We start from the raw sequence: 21,355 nt of genomic DNA on the forward strand, positions 1-21,355 counted from the left end.
GATCGCACCTTTGGAGCAATAAAAGGGCATAAAGTTATATGGCAATTTTACAGGACATATTGTATAAGGTAAGGATCCGTTCCGTACATGGCAACCTGGCGGTGAAGGTGAAGGCCTTGCATATTGATTCCCGTAAAGTGGCTAAAGGTGATGTGTTCATTGCCATCAAAGGGGCCGCTGCCGATGGGCACCAGTTTATCGACAGCGTAGCAGAGAAAGGAGCGGTGGCGATCATTTGCGAAGAGATGCCGTCAACATTAAAGGAAGGCGTAACCTATGTGCAGGTGGAGAACAGTGGCGCCGCTGCCGGGTTTATGGCGCATAATTTTTACGGCCAGCCTTCTGAAAAAGTGAAGCTGGTAGGTGTTACAGGTACTAATGGTAAGACCACGATTGCCACTTTATTGTACAAGCTGTTTTCCGGCCTGGGTTATAAATGTGGATTGCTGAGTACGGTGCAAAACCATATTGGTAGTGAAATTGTACCTGCCACGCACACCACGCCCGATGCGATCAGCCTGAATGCGTTGCTGAAACAAATGGTAGAAGCCGGTTGTACGCATGTATTCATGGAAACGAGTTCACATGCGATCCACCAGCACCGGATAGCCGGGTTAAAATATGCCGGCGGCCTGTTTAGCAACATCACCCATGATCACCTGGACTATCACAAGACCTTTGACGAATATATACGGGTAAAGAAATCCTTTTTTGATGGTCTTAGTTCAGACGCCTTTGCGATCTCGAATGCAGACGACAAGCGAGGCCCGGTAATGCTGCAGAATACACAGGCGCATAAGTACTATTATAGCCTGCGTACGATGGCGGAGTTCAAAGGGAAGATATTGGAGAATGGATTGACGGGACTGGTGATGACGATCAATGACCAGGAAGTCCATTTCCGGCTGATCGGTGAGTTCAATGCCTATAACCTGCTGGCGGTATATGGCGCAGCCATCTGCCTGGGGGAAGACAAGTTTGAAGTATTGCGTGTGTTGAGTGAGCTCACAGGGGCTGAAGGCCGGTTTGATTACATCATATCGGTAAAAGATAAAGTGATCGGTATTGTGGATTATGCCCACACGCCGGATGCCCTGCTGAATGTGCTGGTAACGATCAAAGGACTGCGGAAAGGTCACGAGCAGGTGATCACGGTAGTAGGATGTGGCGGGGACCGCGACAAGACAAAGCGGCCGGTAATGGGAGAGGTAGCCTGCGAACACAGCGACCGGGTGATCTTTACCTCCGACAATCCACGCAGTGAGGACCCGGAACAGATACTCCGGGATATGGAGACGGGGTTGAATACGGCCGCCAAAAGAAAGTTTATCGCCATTGTAGATAGAAAGGAAGCGATCAAAACAGCGGTGAACCTGGCCGGTCCGGATGATATTGTGCTGATAGCAGGGAAGGGACATGAGAAATACCAGGAGATCAAAGGGGTGAAGCATCCTTTTGATGATAAACAGGTACTGACAGAGATATTTAAGTTATACGAAAGATAAAATTCACGGACGGTTCCCAATAGCTAAGAGTAAAAAAGAGCGGAAGAGTAGTTAAGAGACGACAAGAAGAGCAACGAACTGAAAAGAAAGAAAAGAAAGATCTGAGAAACCCTGAACGAAAGTAGCTTACCTCTTTCTCTCTTTCTGCTCTTTAACTCTTAGTCAAACAAGCCAACATGCTGTATTCTTTATTTGAGTGGTTCAAGGAAATGGGTGTAAAATTCCCGGGTAGTGCACTGTTTCAGTTCATTACCTCCCGGGTATTGATAGCGGTGATCCTGTCGCTGGTGATCTCAGCAGTGTTTGGCAAAAAGTTAATCAATTACCTGTTGAAAAAGCAGGTGGGAGAAACGGTTCGTGACCTGGGACTGGCTGGCGAGCAGCAGAAGAAGGGAACGCCTACTATGGGTGGGTTGATCATCATCCTGGCTATCCTGGTGCCTACGCTGTTGCTGGCGGATCTGCACAAAGCCTATATCCGGGTAATGATCTTTACCACGATCTGGCTGGGTATTGTAGGATTTATTGATGACTACCTCAAGCTAAGGGCGAAAAGGATCGCCCAGCAGCAAGGGGTGCCTTATAAAAAAGGTGATAAGGACGGATTGGCAGGATGGTTTAAGATACTGGGGCAGGTAGTACTGGGTATTGTGGTAGGAACGGTGCTGATGTTCAATGACCATACCAAGGTGTGGCGGGAATATACGGGTGTTGTAAAACCCGGTGATACCACGATCATCAAAAGAACGCTGGATGGCAAGACGCAATACTTTGTAGAGGCAAATGAGCCGATCACGACCATCCCTTTTGTGAAATCGCATGAGTTCAACTATTCAAAATTATTACCTGAAGCGGCCAGGGGGCTGACCTGGATATTGTATGTCATTGTGGTCATCTTTATTATAACGGCTGTTTCGAATGGCGCCAATATTACGGATGGGGTGGATGGACTGGCAGCTGGTGTAAGCGCCATTATAGGAGCTTGTCTGGGCATCTTTGCCTATGCCAGCGGTAACCTGCGGTTTGCGGAATACCTGAACATCATGTACATCCCCAACCTGGGTGAACTGTCGATATTCATCGGCGCCCTGATCGGGGCCTGTGTAGGCTTCCTTTGGTACAATGCCTATCCGGCGCAGGTGTTTATGGGCGATACGGGCAGTCTTACCCTGGGTGGTATCATTGCGGCCCTGGCCATCATTGTGCGCAAAGAGTTGCTGATACCGATATTCTGTGGCGTGTTCCTGGTGGAGATATTGAGTGTGACATTGCAGGTGAGTTATTTCAAATACACGAAAAAGAAGTATGGGGAGGGGCGACGGATATTCCTGATGAGCCCGTTGCACCACCACTACCAGAAGCTGGGGTACCATGAGGCGAAGATCGTGACGAGGTTTTGGATTGTGACCATCCTGTGTATCGTGTTTGCGATTGTGACCTTAAAGATCAGATAGGAAGTTTTTATAGTAGTAGTTATAGGTTTTGCCTCTGAGCAGTATGTCAAAAGTTCCTCTTACGAAAAACCAACATAGTAGTTAGTGTAGTTGGAGTAAAGTTCAAACTACCGAAAAACCCCCTTAATCCGCTTCGTGGATATTTCCATTGAATGCGCCGGCAGCATATGTCCGGTGAATGATCGTAAATGATTTTGGCAGATACATGAGCAAACGTTTGGTTATACTGGGAGCAGGAGAAAGTGGAGTTGGTGCGGCCATACTGGGCAAGCAGCAGGGATATGAAGTGTTTGTATCTGACGGAAAAGCCATCAAGGACAATTACCGGGAAGAACTGGAGTCGTATAACATTCCTTATGAGGCAGGCCAGCATACAGAAGATAAGATCCTGGATGCAGATGAAGTGATGAAGAGCCCGGGCATACCTGAGAAGAATGAATTGGTGAAAAAGATCAGAGAAAAAGGTATCCCCGTGATCAGTGAGATAGAGTTGGCTTACCGGCATAAGGGCAACAGCAAGATCATTGGTATTACGGGCAGTAACGGAAAGACCACTACCACAGCACTGGTGTATCATATCTGTAAAGTGGGCGGATTGGACGCAGGGCTGGTGGGCAATATTGGTTATTCTTTCGCCAAACAGGTGGCCCTGGACCCCAAGCCCCTGTACGTAGCAGAGATCAGCAGTTTTCAGTTGGACGATATACAGACTTTCAGACCGGACATCGCCATATTGACCAATATCACGGAAGACCATTTGGACCGCTATGATTACCAGTTCAGGAATTACATCAACAGTAAGTTCCGGATCGTGGAGAATCAAACAGAAAATGACTTTTTTATTTATTGTGAGGATGACCCTGTGACCATGCAGAACCTGGGGCATTTTACTATCAAATCTAACCCACTACCATTCACTATGAGCAGAGAAATTAACCGCGGCGCTTTTATTCAAAATGGGAAAATGACGATCGCAGCAAGTGATGAGAAGATACAGATGAGTATTTATGATTTTGCCCTGAAAGGGAAACACAATCAATATAACACCATGGCTGCAGGTATTGCCGGCTCAACGATCGGTATCCGCAAGGAAAAGATCCGTGATGCTGTACAGACGTTTGAAAGCCTTGAACACCGGATGGAACCCGTGTCTACGGTACGTGGGGTAACCTTTATCAACGACAGTAAAGCTACCAACGTCAACAGTACCTGGTATGCACTGGAAAGTATGGAAAAGCCAACCATACTGATCCTGGGTGGGGTAGACAAGGGGAATGATTATTCTTTGCTGAGTGAACTGGTAAAAGAAAAGGTAAAAGCGATCGTGTGCATGGGAACGGACAACCGGAAGATCCATGAAGCTTTTCAACACGAGGTAGCTGTAATGGTGAATACGGGCAGCGCCCGGGAAGCGGTACAAGCTGCTTTTCACCTGGCCAATAAAGGAGATATTGTATTGCTGAGCCCGGCTTGTGCCAGCTTCGACCTCTTTAAGAACTATGAAGACAGGGGCGAGCAATTTAAGCAGGCGGTGCGGGAATTGTAGGAGTGGGCGGCAGTCGGCAATCGGCAGTCGGCAATGTGTTTGCTTCGAGGGGAGGTGGCAGTTGGGAGGCTTTAGTTTCGATAGTGGAAGTGAATGGGCAATTGTGAATAGTGAATGGATGAGTATAAAAAAGAAATGAGCAACTCAAAAGATATACGTTTTGAAGAGATGGCTTCTATTGGTAGAAGCCCGGGGAGTCTTTTGAGCAGGACGAGAGGAGATAAAGTGATCTGGGCGATCGTATTGGTGCTGGCGCTGGTATCGATGCTGGTAGTATACAGTTCTACCGGCCTGCTGGCATACAAATACAATCGCGGCAATACAGAGATCTACCTGTTCAAACAGATCATGTTCATCATTGTGGGCATGGCGGTGATCTACTTTTCGCACCGGGTGAATTATTCTTTGTATTCAAGAGTGGCAAGAATATTGTTTTTGATATCGATCCCACTCCTGATATATACATTGTTTTTTGGTGTGAAGCTGAACGAGGGTAGCCGCTGGATAAGGCTACCGATCATCAACCTCACCTTCCAGACTTCCGACCTCGCCAAGCTGGCCTTGTTCATGTACTTAAGCAGGCTGTTGAGTAAGAAGCAGGATAAGATCAAGGATTTCAAACAAGGATTTATACCGGTGATGCTACCGGTTGTTGTCATTTGTATACTGATCGCACCGGCCAACCTGTCTACCGCTTTGCTGGTAGGCGCTACGAGTATGTTGCTGTTGTTCATTGGCCGGGTGAGTACGAAACATTTGATGATGACCATCGGCCTGCTGGCCATCCCGGTGGTGATACTGGTTACCATTGCGGTAGCCTATTATGATAAGGAGGAAGGCAAAACAAAAGACCTGCCGGCTGTACTGGAAGTAGGGCGTTTCCCTACCTGGATCAAGCGGGTACAAAACTTTGTATACGATAGCAAGGCTGGCGATAAAGATGAAAATTACCAGATCAACCAGTCCAAGATCGCCATTGCCAAAGGCGGCATGCTGGGACTGGGACCAGGGAATAGTGAGACGAGGAACTTCCTGCCACACCCTTATTCTGATTTCATCTTTGCGATCATTATTGAGGAGTATGGCATTATCGGCGGCGCCTTTATCATTTTGATCTACCTGTTGTTCCTGCTGCGCAGTATACGGGTATTCCGGAAATGTCCTTATGCCTTCGGTGCATTCCTGGCATTGGGGCTGAGCTTTACCCTGGTGATACAGGCATTGATCAATATGGCCGTAACGGTCAACCTGTTCCCGGTAACGGGGGTCACTTTGCCCCTGGTGAGTATGGGTGGTAGTTCATTTCTCTTTACCTGTCTTTCGATAGGTATTATCCTGAGTGTGGCGAGAAATGTAGAGCAGGCGGAAGGAAAGCTGGCGGAAGCTAATGCAGCAGCTAAAGCAGCAGCCGCTGAAGCGAAGGCCAAGGCTAAAGCGAAAGCAAAAGCGGCAGCGGAGGAGGATACAGAAGATGAGGAGGCGTGAGTGGTGAATGCGTTTGCTTCAATAGCAGATTTCTCACTGCGCTTCGCTTCGTTCGAAATGACAAAAAGGGAGAGACGTCAATGTGAAAAGGGAGAGATGTTAATGTGAAAAGGGAGAGACGTTAAATGTGAGAGGTGAAAATTGAGCCAGTTAAGATAGCATATAAAACAGATAAGAAGAACCTTGAATAAAAAGATCATCATAGCAGGCGGTGGAACCGGCGGGCATATTTTCCCGGCGATTGCCATTGCCAATGCCTTACGGAAGATGGACTCGTCCATCGATATCTTATTTATAGGTGCGAAAGGGAAGATGGAGATGGAGAAAGTACCGCAGGCGGGGTATCCTATTGAAGGGCTGGACATCGCCGGTTTCAACAGGAGTTCCTTGCTGAAGAATATCAGTCTGCCGATCAAACTGATCAGGAGCTTTTTCCAGGTGAGAAAGATCATTACCGATTTTATGCCCGATGCGGTGGTAGGTGTGGGAGGCTATTCCAGTTTCCCGGTGCTACGGTACGCACAGGCCAGGGGTATCCCTACTTTCATTCATGAGAGCAACTCCTTTGCGGGTAAATCCAATATGATGTTGGGCAAGAAAGCTACGCGTGTATTTGTAGCGGGTGATGGTATGGAGAAGTTCTTTCCGGCCGATAAGCTGATGATCACGGGCAACCCGGTACGCAGTACCATTGCTGCCAATGCCATTAGCCGGGCAAAAGGGATGGAGTTCTTTGGCCTGGACGGCGCTAAGAAAACAGTGTTGGCAACCGGCGGCAGCCTGGGGGCCAAAGGTATTAATGAGGCATTGGATGCAAACATCGATCTGTTTGTTAAGAACGATATTCAACTGATCTGGCAAACGGGCAAGCCTTATGTAGAAAGGGCGAGTGAAATAGCTGTGGAGAACAGGAATGTGTGGGCCAATAGTTTTATTACGCAAATGGAATATGCTTATGCAGCGGCCGATATTGTGATCTCCCGGTCGGGGGCCATGGCCATTGCAGAATTGTGTGTAGTGCAAAAGCCGGCGGTGCTGGTGCCTTTCCCTTTTGCAGCGGAAGACCACCAAACGGTGAATGCGCAGCACCTGGTAGATAAGCAAGCTGCTATAATGGTGCGGGACAGTGAAGCGAAGGAAAAGCTGGTGCGTACGGTGGTGGCGCTGGCCAAGGACGAGCAACAACAGGCACAGCTGAAAGCGAATATCGGGAAGCTGGCGGTTACGAATGCTGATGAGGTAATTGCGCGGGAGATATTGAAGGTAGTTAATGAAAACGTGAAGAAGGCATAGAGGCAACAAGGCATCGAGGCAAAAAGGCAACGAGTGGAATAGCAAGATTGCATGTTATGATCGAATTTAAAGATATACAGAAGGTTTACTTTATCGGGATAGGTGGTATCGGCATGAGTGCGCTGGCGCGGTATTTTAAGTTTCATGGCCGGGACGTAAGTGGATATGATAAAACGGAAACCCCGCTCACGAAGAAACTGGTGGAAGAAGGAATACCGGTGCATTATGAAGAAGACCTGGCGCAAGCGCCCAAAGATGCACAGCTGATCGTATTTACGCCGGCTGTACCCAAGGCGCACCAGGAGCTGGTATATTATCAACAGCATAATTACCCGCTGCTGAAACGGAGCGAAGTGCTGGGATTGATCACCAATAGTTCTTTTAATATCTGTGTAGCAGGCACGCATGGCAAAACAACGGTGAGTACGATGACGGCGCACCTGCTGCGGCACAGTGGTTATGGTTGCAATGCATTCCTGGGTGGTATTGCTGTGAATTATAACAGTAACTACTGGAGCAATGAACGGAATGTATGTGTGGTGGAAGCAGATGAATACGACCGGAGTTTCCTGCGCCTGAGTCCGGATATCGCGGTGATCACTTCTATGGATGCCGATCACCTGGACATATATGGTACGCCGGCAGCCATGGAAGAAGCCTTTATAGAGTTCTCCGGGAAGGTGAAGCCAGGAGGATTGTTGCTGAGCAAGTATGGTTTGCCCAGGTCGGGCGATCTGAAGACCGCCAACCACCTGCAATACAGTTTGCAGGATAACCGGGCGGATGTGTATACTACCAATATCCGCAACCAGTATGGAAGCTACACGTTTGATGTGGTGATGAAGGATTGGACGCTGGAAAATGTGGTGTTGAATATGGGCGGGCTGCACAATATTGAAAATGTGGTGGTGGCCATTACGGTGGCGCATCAATTAGGAATAGAAGACGGCAAGATCAAAGCAGCAGTAGCTGACTTTAAAGGGGTGAAGCGGCGTTTTGAATACATCGTGAAGAAACCGGCGGTAGCGGAAGCAGGTAAAAGTGCGGTGGTATTTGTAGATGATTACGCGCATCACCCGGAAGAGTTGAGGGCATTGATCACGGGAGCCAAAAACCTGTTTCCGGATATGCATTGCACGGTGGTGTTTCAGCCGCACCTGTTTAGCAGGACAAGGGATTTTGCAGATGCGTTTGCGGCTACGCTGGACATGGCAGATGAAGTGATCTTACTGCCTATCTACCCGGCCCGGGAATTACCGATGGAAGGGGTGACCAGTGAGATGCTGCTGGAACGCATGAAAAATGAGCACAGGCAATTGTTGAGTAAAGAGGAATTGTTGAAATGGGTGGAAGGAAGGGATATAGTGTTTCGTGAGAATAAGGACCAACAGGATAAGCGCAGCGGCGGGTGGTTATTGGTTACAGCAGGGGCGGGTGATATCGATGCATTGGTTCAGCCCATCAGAAAGATCATTGAGCAAAAGTATTAGTTATAGGGTGCCCATTGGGTGGCACAGTGAATTGTACCATGAAATTGAACCGTCATATCAGGAAGATGTTGTTTGTGGGCCTCTGGTGTATCATCGGGGGTGGTGTGATGGTATTGCTGGTGGCGGCTATCAGGAACCGGAAGGACAAGACCTGTGCGGGTTATGAGATCAGCATGGCTGGTGGTAATGGACAATGGTTCATGAACAAGAAAGAAGTGGTGGACATCCTGACGGACAAGGGCACTGTTGCCCTGAAAGGGAGGTCGCTGAAACGTTTTGACCTGCGAGCGATGGAAGAGCGCTTGCAAAAGAATGTATGGATCAGGGATGCGGAATTGTTCTTTGATAATAACCAGGTGCTGCAGGTAAAGATTGCAGAGCGGGACCCGATCGCGCGCATTTTTACTGCGATGGGCAACAGTTTTTACATCGACAGCAGTTGCGAAAGGCTTCCCTTATCGGATAAGGTATCGGCCAAACTGCCGGTGTTTACGGGGTTTCCCAGTGAGAAAGCAAGAGTGGGTAAGGCGGATAGTCTTTTGCTACACCATATAAAACAGGTAAGTCTTTTTATTCAGCATGATCCTTTCTGGATGGCGCAAATAGCGCAGACAGATATTCAGCCGGATAGAAAGTTTGAAATGATACCGATGGTAGGTAACCATGTGATCGAGTTTGGCGATGGTACGGACTTTGATAAGAAGTTCGCACGACTGCTCCAGTTCTATCGCCTGGTATTGAGTAAAACGGGGATGGATGTTTATGACCGATTGAATGTTCAATATGACCGGCAGGTGATTGGCGTAAAGAAAGGCACTTATGTAGCGAGGGTTGATTCGGTGCAGGCAGCCAGGAGTGCGCAAGCGCTGATAGCCTCGGCACAAAAAGCGATGGCGGATACTGCCAGCAGGCAGCAGGAAGCACGATCGCAGGAAATGTTGTCTTCGGTGAATAACTCACCAGCTAAGAGTTCAGCAACAACGGAAAAACCACCCATACCCGTGTCGACAGCCCTGAAGCGAACGAGCAACTCCCCTAAAAATTCTCCTGTGAAAGACCGATCCTATGAAACCTTGAAGAAGCCAGTGAAGAAAGTGGCTCCTCCGGCGAAGAAGGCGCCTCCTCCGTCGAAGAAGCCGACACCGAAGGCGGTGATGCCGAAGAAGAAGACATAGAATACAGAATTTAGAATACAGAATACAGAAGGAAATACAGATTTGGGCATTCTGGAGGAGAATAAGGGATAAGTGAGAGGAGAGAATGCGGCGTTCAGAAGAAAACCATTAAACGAAAGAGCACCTAATCAATATACCACAACAACAACTAAAAACAGGATAGCATGAACAACGAGCAACAACCCATCATTGTCGGACTGGACATTGGTACGACAAAGATCGCAGCGATTGCCGGCCGGAAGAACGAATTCGGCAAACTGGAGATCATTGGATTTGGCCGTGCCAATTCCAATGGCGTGAAGCATGGACAGGTATTGAACATTGATGAAACGATCAAGGCCATCCAGATGGCTTTGGACAATTGCTATACTTCCAACCCCAACCTGGAGATCAGTGAGGTGTATGTAGGTATTGCAGGTCATCATATCAAGAGCCTTCAAACCCGTGGTGATATCGTGCGTCACCAAACCGATGAAGAAATTACCCAGCGTGAAATAGATCAGTTGATCGCTGATCAATACAAGACCTATATCCCTGCCGGCGATCAGATCATTGATGTGATACCCCAGGAGTTTACGGTAGATAATTTCCAGAATATCCCCAACCCGATCGGGTATGGTGGCGTGAAAGTGGGCGCCAATTTCCACATCATTACAGGCGATAAAAATGCGATCCGCAATATCAGCCGTTCTGTAGAGAAAAGTGGCCTGGTGACCAAGGACCTCGTATTGCAACCGCTGGCTTCTGCCGCCGCTGTAATGGGCCATGAAGACCTGGAAGCAGGTGTGGCCATTGTAGACATCGGTGGTGGTACTACAGACCTGGCGGTGTTTTACGAAGGCATCCTGAAGCATACGGCGGTGATCCCCTTCGGTGGAGAAAATATTACCAATGATATCAAAACGGGATTGGGTGTATTGAAGACGCAGGCAGAGCAGATGAAAGTGCAGTTTGGTAGTGCGCTGGCTAACGAAGCCCGCGGCAATGCCTTCATTACGATCCCGGGTCTGCGTGGTATGCCAGCAAAAGAGATCAGCGTGAAGAACCTGGCCAATATCATCCAGGCACGTATGAGTGAGATCATGGATTTTGTAACGTATCACCTGAAGCAGGTAGGACTGGACAATCGTATGTTGAATGGCGGAGTGGTGTTGACAGGTGGTGGTTCACAACTGAAGCACCTGATACAGCTTACTGAATATGTAACGGGCCTCAATGCACGGATCGGTTTCCCTACGGAGCACTTGGCTGGCGGACATATTGAAGAGCTGGCCAAGCCAACGTATGCTACCTGTATTGGTTTGATCCTGAAAGGATACAGTGATTATGAGCATAACCGCAAACAGTTTGAGCACCGCTTCCGGAAAGTAGAAGTGCCCGAGGCGTTGAAGAAGACTGCCGAAATGGAAGCTGAAGAAACACTTGTAACAGCCGAAGAAACACAAATGGAAAAAGTGAAGAACAGGAAAGGCATTAAGGATTTCTGGGGCAAGTTCAAGGATGGCATTATTGACCTGTTCAAGGAAGAAGAAGATCACGCGTTGTAGGGCAAGAATACAGAATGCAGAATACAGAAGTAGAATACAGCAGGCAGGATTTATAATACAGAATTCATAGAACTGGAAATATTGCATTCAGCATGGAGTGATTAGTATTTAGCATAAAGGATCTAACCTATTGAAAAATTGGAGTGGTTTTGGTATTGATTATGGTTCCTTGATTATTTACTAACCTGTTATTTTTAATAGTCTCCAGATGGGCTTTCAGGAGAGCGAGGCCTGGTGAGACATAAATAGAAAGCTATGATTCACTTTGATTTACCGAAGGAAAAATCATCTATCATCAAGGTCATTGGTGTAGGTGGTGGTGGAAGTAATGCAGTTAATCACATGTTCAGTCAGCAGATTGATGGTGTTAACTTCATTATATGTAATACAGATGCGCAGGCGATTGCCACGAGCAAAGTACCCAATAAGGTACAATTAGGACCGCACCTGACCCAGGGACTGGGTGCAGGGGCCAATCCTGATATTGGTCGTCAGGCTACGGAAGAGAGCCTGGAAGAGATCAGGCGCATACTGGAGGTAAATACCAAGATGGCATTTATTACAGCTGGCATGGGCGGTGGCACCGGAACGGGTGGCGCTCCCATCATTTCCAAGATATGTAAGGACCTGGGTATCCTGACGGTGGGTATTGTAACGACGCCTTTCTCCTATGAGGGAAAGAAACGCCAGTTGCAGGCCGAAGAAGGTATCCGGATACTGAAACAATATGTAGATACGCTGCTGGTGATCAGCAATGACAAATTGCGCCACCAGTTTGGTAACCTGAAGATGAAAGAGGCTTTTGCGAAAGCCGATAACGTATTGGCCACTGCTGCCAAATGTATCACGGATGTGATCAACAGCACCGGTCAGATCAACGTGGACTTTGCGGACGTATGTACCGTAATGCGTAATGGCGGTGTGGCTATATTGGGCAACGCCTCTGTAGGTGGCGAAGGCAGGGCACAACGTGCTATTGAGGAAGCGATGAACTCACCGCTGCTGAACGACAATGAGATCAGTGGCGCTAAATGGATACTGATCAACATCAATTCGGCTGAAGGGGAACATGAGTTTACGATGGATGAAGTAGACATCATTCAGAATTACCTGCTGAGCTCTGCGGGTGAAGGAACGGATGTGATACTGGGTATGGGCTATGATAATACGCTGGGTGATCAGATCGGTATTACGCTCATCGCGACGGGTTTTGAGTACAAGGACCCTTTTTCCAAAAAGGAAGAGAAGAAGCCAGCGCCGAAAAAGGAAGAGAAGATCGTATTGTCTTTAAATACCCAGCCGGAACCTAAGACCACCCTGGTAAAGGAAGCAGCTAAGCCTGCCCCGGAAGCCAAAAAAGAGAAGCCGGTGGTAGCAGAACCTCCTATTAAAGAGGAACTGGCGCCCAAACTGGTCGATACGGAAGCTATTCCTAATTTCACACCACTGGTTCTTTTTACGAACGAAGACGATCGTAAAAATACTGTGGACAAAAAGGAAACGGAGGAAAAGATTGAATGGGTACTTTCGCAACCATCCAAACCTGCCGAAACTCCCGCAAACGTATCCAACCAGTCAACACAAGCCACTCAACCAAGTAAAAATAATTCTTCGACGTCTGCAGCGTCCGGAGGATACCTGGCCAGGCCTACCAATATTTATGCAGAACCAAAGACAAATGAATCCATTCCCGATCATTCTGTGAAGGAACCAGTCTTGCATACGAATGCAAAAACATCCCAGGAAGATGAATCTTCCAACGACATGCAACTCGTATTCAAAGATGACATTCCAGCGGCGGAGGAGCCTCGGGCCCATCAAGCTCACCCAATTGTTATAGCTAATGATGCCCCTGTTGAGGAGTCCCAATCCGGGAACGAAGCAGAGGAACAAAAGCGCCGGGCAGCTGAGCGGATACAGAAATTACGTAATCTGTCATTCAATATCAATGCTGCCGATCCTAACAATGAGTTTGAAACTGTGCCGGCTTACATCCGCCGCAATTTGGAATTGTACAACACCATCACCAATGTAGAAAGTTTCTACAGTAACGTTGAAGTTAAAGCAGACGAAAATAATAACGGGCAGATCACTACCATCAACACATTCCTGGATGGTAAGAATCCCGACTAACATAGTTCTGTACCTCAAGTCCCTGCAAAAATTAAGTCTATTTAAAAATGCAGCGATTGTTGTTTTTAGTTGTTTCCCTCCTGATTCCTCAGGAGGGATTTTTTTATTTGACAACAACAACTTAACTTAATGATATGTCCAGTCTTCTAATAAATATTGCTGTCATAATATTTACAGTCCTTATTACCATATTCACGCTAACATATGATACTAAGACTGACGGCAAGTTAAATGGTTATGGTTGGTGCGCCCTTGTATTCTGTATTTTAGTTGTGGGCCTTTCGATTTATTCTACTATTGATAAAGAAATTACGGACAATGATAGATTTAGCTATAATATAAAGAAATTAGATACTATTATAGGAAAAGCCGATACTACTTTTCTGAAAATAGATTCTTCAACAAGCTTACAATATTCACTACAAGACTCAACTAGGAAAATTGATTCAATTGTAACAAGCCAGCTTCTTTCCCAAGAAATATTAAAGCAAGGAACCCGTAAACTACTCGACTCTACACGTAATATTAGCAGAAGGACTAAAGATATTGTTATTACATCGGGAAATATTCTGGCAAGTACAATTCTTCAATTAAAAAATGCTGAAGCAGAATTTAATCCGGTTTATCCATTTCATATTTATGTGAGTTACTCACTCTCATTTACAGAAAAATCTGTTTCAAAACTTGTGGATTCCTTACTTAACCTTAAGCGAAAAAAGGAAGAAAATATTTCTCAAGAGTTTAGAAGTGTTTCTTTTGAGATAGATATACAAAAGAGAGTTACTAATTTATCTATTAAGAATTATGAAAGCTATTTTGGTAATATAAAAGAATTGTATTCTTTAGATAAAGCTTTTCAATTGGGATTTATCCGAACTGAAGATGTGGGAGATATTAAACAAATGCCCAGATTTGATAAATCAATCTTGGTTTGTGAAGCTTTATTTCGCAAAAGCGAAGTAAATCATTCTGCCAAGAAAAAGATATCTAGGTTAAAGGTTGATTTTCAAAAGCAAGAGATAATGTTTAATGTTTATTATACTGAACTATATACTTTTTCTTATTTTGATAAGTCAAATAAGTTTTTTGGAGTTAAGGATTTGTTCAATAGTTATATGTGGATTACTAAGGTAGGCATAAGCGATTGTAAATTAAATGCGGTGTCTTTGTATTTAGGTAACCAGTATAATTGGCCAGTCTATATTAATATGGACGAGTCAGCAAAGTATAATTCAAAATGGAATAATTATCTAATTCATAAAATGCAGGATTTTGAGTTATTTCCTAAGGGTTATTCTATCCAGGATGATTATAAAATATTATATTACGATAGCAGTACTCAAAGCCTTGGCCTACCCTTTCCAGATGAAAATTGATGTTCAAGTATAAATTTTAGGTATTTACTATTAGAGAAGATTATGGCAACCATTCTCATTACCGGCGGAACAGGACTGGTAGGAAAAGCGCTCGCGCCCTTAGTGATCAGCAAAGGACACCAGGTTATTATTCTTTCCCGGGGGCAGGCTGCTGCGGGTAAAGAAGGTGTTTCGGTAGCACACTGGAATCCGGAGAAACAGGAGATCGACATAGCAGCTGTACAACAAGCTGATTACATCATTAACCTGGCCGGCGCGGGTGTTGCTGATAAACGATGGACGAAAAAGAGAAAGCAGGTGATCATCGATAGCCGGGTGCAAAGTGGGCAGTTGCTGGTAAAAGCGCTGAAGGAAAACAGCAACCAGGTAAAAGCAGTGATCAGTGCCTCGGGTATAGGCTGGTATGGTGATGATATAAAACGTGCCCGTGGTAAAAAGGCCTTTACTGAAGATGATCCGGCAGACAATGAATTCCTGGGTATTACCTGTCAGCAATGGGAATCAAGTGTAGACGGGGTACAGGAAGCGCTGGGTAAAAGGTTGGTGAAGTTCCGGATAGGGGTGGCGCTGAGTAAAGAAGGCGGGGCGATGAAGGAGTTTAAGAAGCCGGTACGCTTTGGCGTGGCTGCCATATTGGGCAGCGGCAAACAGGTACTGAGCTGGATACATATCGATGACCTGGCACGCCTGTTCCTGTATGCGATCGAAAACGAACAATTGCAGGGTGTGTACAATGCGGTAGCCTCGCAACCGGTGACGAATAAGAACTTTACACAAATGCTGGCTGAGAAGATCAAAGGCCGGTTCTATATTCCCTTTTATATTCCTTCCTTTCTATTGAAGATCGCAGTAGGCGGCCTGAGTGTGGAAGTGCTGAAAAGCGCCACGGTAAGCAATAGTAAGATCAGCAATACAGGATTTCAATTCCTGTATCCTACGATTGAGGCTGCGTTGAATGATCTCACGAAAGCGTGATCAGAGATCGTCTGTTTCGAATTTGCGGCTGATGAAGAAGACATAAAGCGCGATGTACACCAGGGCTACTATCAACAGGGCGGTGAAATTGGGCGCTTTGATGATCTGCCGCTGCACGTTCTCAAACAAAGGAAAAGGTATCAGGTTGTCGGTAGACTCCAAAGGAAGATACCGGCCACTAAAATCGAGGTAACGGTTCATCAGTGCGCTAATCAGGTTCTCCAGCACCAGCGGATAGAGGAAGAAGATACCGATGGCCAGTCCGCCCCGTTTGAACAGGAGGGCAAACAATAAGGCCACCAGGGAATAACTCAACGCCTGGATAAAGAAATAAAAGACCTTAATGCTCTTTTCGGTTGTGAATGGTTCTCCTTGTAAAAAGCCAAAGGACAAAGCGGTAAGTGTTACCAAAATGGTGGAGAAGAGAGCTCCGATAAGCGCCAGCATTATCTTTGTAGAAATAAATTCCCGGCGGTTCCAGCCATCAATTACATTCTGGCGGTGGGTCTTAAAGCTGTATTCATTGGTAACAGAAATAATCATGAGTAAGCCGGGCAGCAATAAAAGAAAAGAACTGATGTAGGTGGTGGTATGCCACACATTGGGAAAGGCGAATGGAGGCCCGCCGATGAAAAGCTGCACCACGCCTTTTGCCTGTTTCTCCTCAAATATGGCCTGCTGAATACGGTATACGATATAGTTTGCACCAAATATGCTCACCACATACAGGATGGACAGGATCCAGAAGGTACGGTAGTTCTTCAACTTCATCCATTCTATTGATAATCGTTGCAGCATGGCTATTTGTTGTTTTGGGTGAGTTCAAAGAATTTGGCTTCGAGGCTCTTTTTGCGCAGGCGAAGGTGGTTGAGGGTAACGCCTTTGTTGAAGCAGTATTGGTTAACGGCTTCCAGGTTGGCAGTGCCAGGGGGAAAGGAGACTTCCACATGCACCTCATTCATTTTTACCTTGGCGGTTCCGGGATAGGTCTGCAGCACAGAAAGCAGCTGTTGTACATCAGCAGCACCTGTCTCTACAATATCTTCCTGCACCAGTATTTCATCAACGTGCCCATGGGTAATGAGCGTACCCTTCTGCATAATAGCCACGTGGGTACATACTTTCTCTACTTCATCGAGCAGGTGGCTGGCCATGATGATGGTCTTGCCTTGCTTGTTCAGTTTTTTGATCAGCTCCCTTGTTTCTGCAATACCTACGGGATCGAGGCCATTGGTGGGTTCGTCGAAGATCATCACCTCGGGGCTGCCCAACATACAGGAAGCCAGGGCCAGCCTTTGTTTCATACCCAGGGAGTAGGTGCTGAATTTAGACAGCTTGCGTTGATCGAGACTCACCATTTGTAGTACGCGGTCAATATCTTCCTTGCCGTGGCCTTTGATGGCGGCGGCAATCTCGAGGTTCTGAACGGCATTGAGGTAATGGTAGAAGTTGGGTGTTTCGAGAAAGGTGCCGATCTGCTTGCGGTGTTCGCGGGTGGGCGTTTCATCGAAGAGCTTAACGGTGCCTGAGGTGGCACGCAGGATGTCTACGATGATACCGAGCAAAGTGGTCTTGCCGCTTCCATTGGGTCCCAAAATCCCAAATACCGATCCTTTGGGAACTGTGAAGGAAATCCCTTTGAGTGCCTGGATAGTGCCATAGTTCTTATGAAGATTTTCGACGGTGAGAATGGCCATGTAAGGACGTTTATGCTATAAAGATGGTGTTTTCTTTTTACTGTTGAAAGTTATTCGGGAACATGTTTTTCGTGGTACATACTGGAAAATTCTCCTACTGTGGCCATGCCCTGCTGGTTGAAGTCGAGCTTGTGCAGTTTGAGGGCCTCTATATCGACGGGAAGTACTTTACGGTATTTTGGATCGAGGGTGCCGCCATCCTGTCCCGGCAATGCGGTGGGGGAGTATTGGAAAGGAGGATCAACAATGGTACCCCTGGGGTGCATGATGCAGGGAATGCCGCCGCCGCGGATATCCAGGTTCTTAGGGTGCACCAGCCCGAGGGTATGCCCATACTCGTGGGCGGCGGTAGTAGGTGTTTGTAACAGGTTGGCCAGTTTAAAATAGCCGGTATTGCATCCTATTTGATCTACAAAGGAAATATTGCCGGTGATGTATTCTTCTACGCGAAAATAGTTGAGCCGTGGCTGGTCGTTGTACCACACTTTTTCGGGATCGAGGTCGGGCGCATAGATACCTTCTATTTGAAACCTGATCCTGTAATCCTGGTGTTTGAGGTGGATGATGGCCTGGGGTTCATTCCAGCATTGGCTGATGTCGTCCGCGATCTTGATGGATAGCTCAGGGGAAGCGGCCTCTCCGTAAAAGTAGAAAACGGAATGGATGATGAGTTCTGATGATGATCTATTGAGTTCGGCTTCGCCCATAGGAACAAGATAGCAAAAAAAGAGCGCAACCGTGATGGTTGCGCCCTGGGCTTTCTCATGTGACCCTTTTGTATCAGTGAACGTATAACAGACTGTTAGTTGCGTACGGGCTTTCCGCCTTTGAGTACGCTTTGTATCCTTTCGAGTGTTTTCTTTTCTCCGCACAGACTCAGGAAGGCTTCTCTTTCCAGGTCGAGGAGGTATTGTTCTGAAACGGCCGATTGTTCGCTCAGGTCGCCACCGCACATTACCCAGGCCAGTTTTTTTGCGACTACCACATCGTGATCGGTAGCATAACCAGCTCTCCACATGCCGTTGATACCGGCATATAAGGCGCCGAGTGCTGAACGGCCCAGTACTTTTACGTCGGTACGTTGTACGGGTGTTATATAGCCACTATCATAGATTTCCAAAACACTTTTTTTAGCTTCTGCTATTCGGCGGCCCTGGTTTAAAATTACTTCATCATGGCCTTTACGCAGGATGCCGAGGTCAAAGGCTTCGGCAGCAGAAGTGGCTACTTTGGCAGTAGCAATCGTGAGAAAGCGGTTTTTCAGGGTAATGGTCTCTGGTTCGTCTTCATGCATTTCATCGGCAGCGCGCAAAGCAAATTCTTTGGTACCACCGCCGCCGGGTATAAGACCTACACCCAGTTCCACCAGTCCGATATACGTTTCAGCAGCCGGGCATACCTTATCGGCGTGGAGGCTTAATTCGCAGGCGCCTCCCAAAGACAGGGCATGTGGCGCTACTACTACCGGTACTCCGGAATAACGTGCCCGCATCATCGTGTTCTGGAAGAGGCGGATGGCCATATCCAGCTCGTCATATTCCTGTTCGATGGCCAGCATGAAGATCATGCCTACATTGGCGCCAGCGCTGAAGTTAGCACCTTCATTGGCAATCACCAAACCCTTGTAGTTATTTTCTGCGAGGGCAATGGATTTCTGGATACCTTCCAATACTTCACCGCCGATACTGCCCATCTTGGTATACCATTCCAGGCCAATCACATCATCGCCCAGGTGGTAGGTACGGCAGGAACTGTTCTTCCACACGGTTTGGTTTTCGAAGTTCTTCATCACGATGAAGGCTTCGCCACCGGGCAGGGGCGTGTATGACTTAGACGGTATATCATAGTAGAGCTTTTGGCCGTTCTCCACTTTATAAAAAGTTTTAATACCAGCGGCCAGCATTTCCTGCACCCAGGGAGCGGCGGCATAACCTGCCTCCTGCATCTTGTTCACGGTGCCTTCCACCCCCAGTACATCCCAGCTTTCGAAGGCGCCAATCTCCCAGCCAAAGCCGGCCATCATGGCATCATCTACGCGGTATATTTCATTGCTGATCTCGGGAATGCGATGGGATATATAGGAGAACAGACCATAATGGAAATGACGGTAAAAGTCGCCCGCCTTGTCCATGCCGGTGCATACTGCTTTCAATCTTGTTTTGAGGTCATCAATGGGTTTGGCGGCCTCTACAGAAGCGAACTTAGGCTTCTTGCGGGCCTCGTATTCCATTGTTTTGAGGTTGAGCACGAGGATCTCCTTTTCCCCGCCGCCGCCTTTGGTCTTCTTGAAGAAACCCTGGCCTGTTTTATCGCCCAGCCATTTATTCTCCACCATTTTGTCGAGCCAGGCGGGAATGGTAAAAGTGTTCTTTGCCTCGTCATCGGGGCAGTTGTCATGTACGCCTTTGGCTACTTTTACCAGGGTATCGATGCCTACTACATCGGCTGTGCGGAAGGTGGCCGATTTGGGTCGTCCGATGATGGGGCCGGTAAGGGCATCTATTTCATCAATGGTCAATCCCATTTTTTCTACGAGGCCAAAGATGGCCATGATGCCATATACGCCAATACGGTTGGCAATAAAGGCCGGTGTGTCTTTGCAGAGCACCGTTGTCTTGCCGAGGTAAAGATCGCCGTAATGCAACAGGAAATCTGTTACAGCAGGATCGGTATCTGGTGTGGGGATGATCTCCAGTAAACGTAAATAACGGGGCGGATTGAAGAAGTGGGTTCCGCAGAAATGTTTTTTGAAGTCCTCGCTCCTGCCTTCGGCCATCAGGTGGATGGGGATACCGGAGGTATTGGAGGTGATGAGGGTGCCGGGTTTACGGTATTTTTCTACTTCGGTAAATATCTGTTGTTTGATGTCGAGCCTTTCTACTACTACTTCGATGACCCAATCGCAACTGCCGATATCCTTGAGGTTGTCGGTGAAGTTGCCGGTCTTTATTTTCTTAACGGCTTCTTTGGTGTAAACAGGGGAAGGGTTGGATTTGATGGCTGCGGCCAGGGCCTCATTCACGATGCGGTTCTTAACAGCCGGATGATCGGTGGTGAGCCCTTTGGCAGTTTCGGCATCGGTCAATGTGGTGGGAGCGATGTCCAGTAACAATACCTGTAAGCCTACTCCTGCAAAGTGACAAGCAATACGTGATCCCATGACTCCACTTCCCAGCACGGCAACTTTCTTGATGATCCTTTTCATATGTGGTTTAATTTCTCACAGATGTCACGGATTTACACAGAGAAAAAACACTAAGTGACAAGTGTGTACTTATAATTTTAATTTATAATTCTTATAAGGCTTTCTTTATCAACCAGACTGCTTACATTAAAGTTCACAAGTAACCCTATTTTCTTCTCGGTCAGTTTTAAGTACGTAAGTAGCTGCTTTTTGTGTACGTCGCGCAATGATTCCACCGATTTTATTTCTACAATTACTGAGTCTTCGACCAGTATGTCAAGTCTGAACCCCAATTCGAGCCGGACCCCGTTATAATTTACGGGCACTCCTGACTGCACTGTTATCTTAAGTCCTGACTGGATCAACTCATAAGCTAGTGCGGCTTCATAGACACTTTCCAGCAGACCTGGCCCCAGGGTTGAGTGAACTTTAAAAATAGATCCTCTGATTTTGTACGTCAAATCGTTTAGTGTAAACATATTTTCTGTGCCAATC

At 47.0% G+C, this 21,355-nt stretch carries 16 protein-coding genes; 11 read left to right on the plus strand and 5 right to left on the minus strand.

Going from position 1 to position 21,355, the window contains the following annotated elements; all coding sequences use genetic code 11:
* Positions 1–38 precede the first annotated feature (38 nt).
* From D3H65_RS28540 to D3H65_RS28590, 11 genes are all read left to right on the plus strand, one after another.
* Positions 39–1,505: a UDP-N-acetylmuramoyl-L-alanyl-D-glutamate--2,6-diaminopimelate ligase gene (locus D3H65_RS28540; protein ID WP_119053563.1), complete on the plus strand. Its 1,467-nt coding sequence runs from the start codon at positions 39–41 to the stop codon at positions 1,503–1,505.
* 176 nt (positions 1,506–1,681) lie between these two features.
* The gene (gene mraY / locus D3H65_RS28545; RefSeq protein ID WP_119053564.1) at positions 1,682–2,959 is read left to right on the plus strand and encodes a phospho-N-acetylmuramoyl-pentapeptide-transferase; all 1,278 of its coding nucleotides are present in this window, start codon (positions 1,682–1,684) and stop codon (positions 2,957–2,959) included.
* A gap of 205 nt (positions 2,960–3,164) precedes the next feature.
* Positions 3,165–4,505 (plus strand): UDP-N-acetylmuramoyl-L-alanine--D-glutamate ligase, encoded by a 1,341-nt coding sequence (gene murD, locus D3H65_RS28550; RefSeq protein ID WP_119054698.1) that lies wholly within the window; start codon positions 3,165–3,167, stop codon positions 4,503–4,505.
* Between the two features lie 135 nt (positions 4,506–4,640).
* On the plus strand, positions 4,641–5,990 hold the full coding sequence (locus tag D3H65_RS28555) for an FtsW/RodA/SpoVE family cell cycle protein (protein WP_119053565.1): 1,350 nt from the start codon (positions 4,641–4,643) through the stop codon (positions 5,988–5,990).
* Between the two features lie 183 nt (positions 5,991–6,173).
* Complete coding sequence (gene murG / locus D3H65_RS28560) at positions 6,174–7,283, plus strand: undecaprenyldiphospho-muramoylpentapeptide beta-N-acetylglucosaminyltransferase (protein WP_119053566.1); 1,110 nt, start codon at positions 6,174–6,176, stop codon at positions 7,281–7,283.
* 56 nt (positions 7,284–7,339) lie between these two features.
* On the plus strand, positions 7,340–8,773 hold the full coding sequence (murC, locus tag D3H65_RS28565) for a UDP-N-acetylmuramate--L-alanine ligase (RefSeq protein WP_211345568.1): 1,434 nt from the start codon (positions 7,340–7,342) through the stop codon (positions 8,771–8,773).
* Between the two features lie 38 nt (positions 8,774–8,811).
* Positions 8,812–9,948 carry a cell division protein FtsQ/DivIB gene (locus D3H65_RS28570; protein WP_162915858.1) on the plus strand — a complete coding sequence of 379 codons (1,137 nt, stop codon included), beginning with the start codon at positions 8,812–8,814 and terminating at the stop codon, positions 9,946–9,948.
* 164 nt (positions 9,949–10,112) lie between these two features.
* Positions 10,113–11,495, plus strand: a complete 1,383-nt coding sequence (ftsA, locus tag D3H65_RS28575; RefSeq protein WP_119053568.1) for a cell division protein FtsA — start codon at positions 10,113–10,115, stop codon at positions 11,493–11,495.
* Between the two features lie 255 nt (positions 11,496–11,750).
* Positions 11,751–13,628, plus strand: coding sequence for a cell division protein FtsZ (gene ftsZ, locus D3H65_RS28580; protein WP_119053569.1), 1,878 nt, complete (start codon positions 11,751–11,753; stop codon positions 13,626–13,628).
* Positions 13,629–13,762: 134 nt separating this feature from the next.
* Positions 13,763–15,004, plus strand: a complete 1,242-nt coding sequence (locus tag D3H65_RS28585; protein WP_119053570.1) for a hypothetical protein — start codon at positions 13,763–13,765, stop codon at positions 15,002–15,004.
* A gap of 42 nt (positions 15,005–15,046) precedes the next feature.
* Positions 15,047–15,979: a TIGR01777 family oxidoreductase gene (locus D3H65_RS28590; RefSeq protein ID WP_119053571.1), complete on the plus strand. Its 933-nt coding sequence runs from the start codon at positions 15,047–15,049 to the stop codon at positions 15,977–15,979.
* Here D3H65_RS28590 and D3H65_RS28595 read toward each other — a convergent pair whose 3' ends face one another.
* The 5 genes from D3H65_RS28595 to D3H65_RS28615 all read right to left on the minus strand — a co-directional run bounded on the left by D3H65_RS28595 (position 15,980) and on the right by D3H65_RS28615 (position 21,339).
* Entirely contained in the window at positions 15,980–16,777 is a 798-nt protein-coding gene (locus D3H65_RS28595) for a hypothetical protein (RefSeq protein WP_162915859.1), read from the minus strand.
* Between the two features lie 2 nt (positions 16,778–16,779).
* A complete protein-coding gene (locus tag D3H65_RS28600; protein WP_119053573.1) occupies positions 16,780–17,676 on the minus strand; it encodes an ABC transporter ATP-binding protein in 897 nt (298 codons plus the stop codon).
* Positions 17,677–17,726: 50 nt separating this feature from the next.
* Positions 17,727–18,383, minus strand: coding sequence for a zinc metalloprotease (locus tag D3H65_RS28605; protein WP_119053574.1), 657 nt, complete (start codon positions 18,381–18,383; stop codon positions 17,727–17,729).
* Between the two features lie 95 nt (positions 18,384–18,478).
* Positions 18,479–20,881 carry a 3-hydroxyacyl-CoA dehydrogenase/enoyl-CoA hydratase family protein gene (locus D3H65_RS28610; RefSeq protein WP_119053575.1) on the minus strand — a complete coding sequence of 801 codons (2,403 nt, stop codon included), beginning with the start codon at positions 20,879–20,881 and terminating at the stop codon, positions 18,479–18,481.
* A 77-nt stretch (positions 20,882–20,958) separates the two neighbouring features.
* On the minus strand, positions 20,959–21,339 hold the full coding sequence (locus D3H65_RS28615) for a GxxExxY protein (protein ID WP_119053576.1): 381 nt from the start codon (positions 21,337–21,339) through the stop codon (positions 20,959–20,961).
* Positions 21,340–21,355: the final 16 nt, after the last annotated feature.

The organism is Paraflavitalea soli (assembly GCF_003555545.1).
In the GTDB taxonomy this organism is placed as follows: domain Bacteria; phylum Bacteroidota; class Bacteroidia; order Chitinophagales; family Chitinophagaceae; genus Paraflavitalea; species Paraflavitalea soli.

What these genes read in the sequence shown, in the direction of transcription:
- D3H65_RS28590 (WP_119053571.1), top strand. Translation starts at nt 15,047, where the DNA reads ATGGCAACCATTCTCATTACCGGCGGAACAGGACTGGTAGGAAAAGCG.
- D3H65_RS28605 (WP_119053574.1), bottom strand. Translation starts at nt 18,383, where the DNA reads ATGGGCGAAGCCGAACTCAATAGATCATCATCAGAACTCATCATCCAT.
- D3H65_RS28585 (WP_119053570.1), top strand. Translation starts at nt 13,763, where the DNA reads ATGTCCAGTCTTCTAATAAATATTGCTGTCATAATATTTACAGTCCTT.
- D3H65_RS28600 (WP_119053573.1), bottom strand. Translation starts at nt 17,676, where the DNA reads ATGGCCATTCTCACCGTCGAAAATCTTCATAAGAACTATGGCACTATC.
- murC (WP_211345568.1), top strand. Translation starts at nt 7,340, where the DNA reads ATGATCGAATTTAAAGATATACAGAAGGTTTACTTTATCGGGATAGGT.
- D3H65_RS28615 (WP_119053576.1), bottom strand. Translation starts at nt 21,339, where the DNA reads ATGTTTACACTAAACGATTTGACGTACAAAATCAGAGGATCTATTTTT.
- ftsA (WP_119053568.1), top strand. Translation starts at nt 10,113, where the DNA reads ATGAACAACGAGCAACAACCCATCATTGTCGGACTGGACATTGGTACG.
- mraY (WP_119053564.1), top strand. Translation starts at nt 1,682, where the DNA reads ATGCTGTATTCTTTATTTGAGTGGTTCAAGGAAATGGGTGTAAAATTC.
- murD (WP_119054698.1), top strand. Translation starts at nt 3,165, where the DNA reads ATGAGCAAACGTTTGGTTATACTGGGAGCAGGAGAAAGTGGAGTTGGT.
- ftsZ (WP_119053569.1), top strand. Translation starts at nt 11,751, where the DNA reads ATGATTCACTTTGATTTACCGAAGGAAAAATCATCTATCATCAAGGTC.
- D3H65_RS28555 (WP_119053565.1), top strand. Translation starts at nt 4,641, where the DNA reads ATGAGCAACTCAAAAGATATACGTTTTGAAGAGATGGCTTCTATTGGT.
- D3H65_RS28595 (WP_162915859.1), bottom strand. Translation starts at nt 16,777, where the DNA reads ATGCTGCAACGATTATCAATAGAATGGATGAAGTTGAAGAACTACCGT.
- D3H65_RS28570 (WP_162915858.1), top strand. Translation starts at nt 8,812, where the DNA reads ATGAAATTGAACCGTCATATCAGGAAGATGTTGTTTGTGGGCCTCTGG.
- D3H65_RS28540 (WP_119053563.1), top strand. Translation starts at nt 39, where the DNA reads ATGGCAATTTTACAGGACATATTGTATAAGGTAAGGATCCGTTCCGTA.
- D3H65_RS28610 (WP_119053575.1), bottom strand. Translation starts at nt 20,881, where the DNA reads ATGAAAAGGATCATCAAGAAAGTTGCCGTGCTGGGAAGTGGAGTCATG.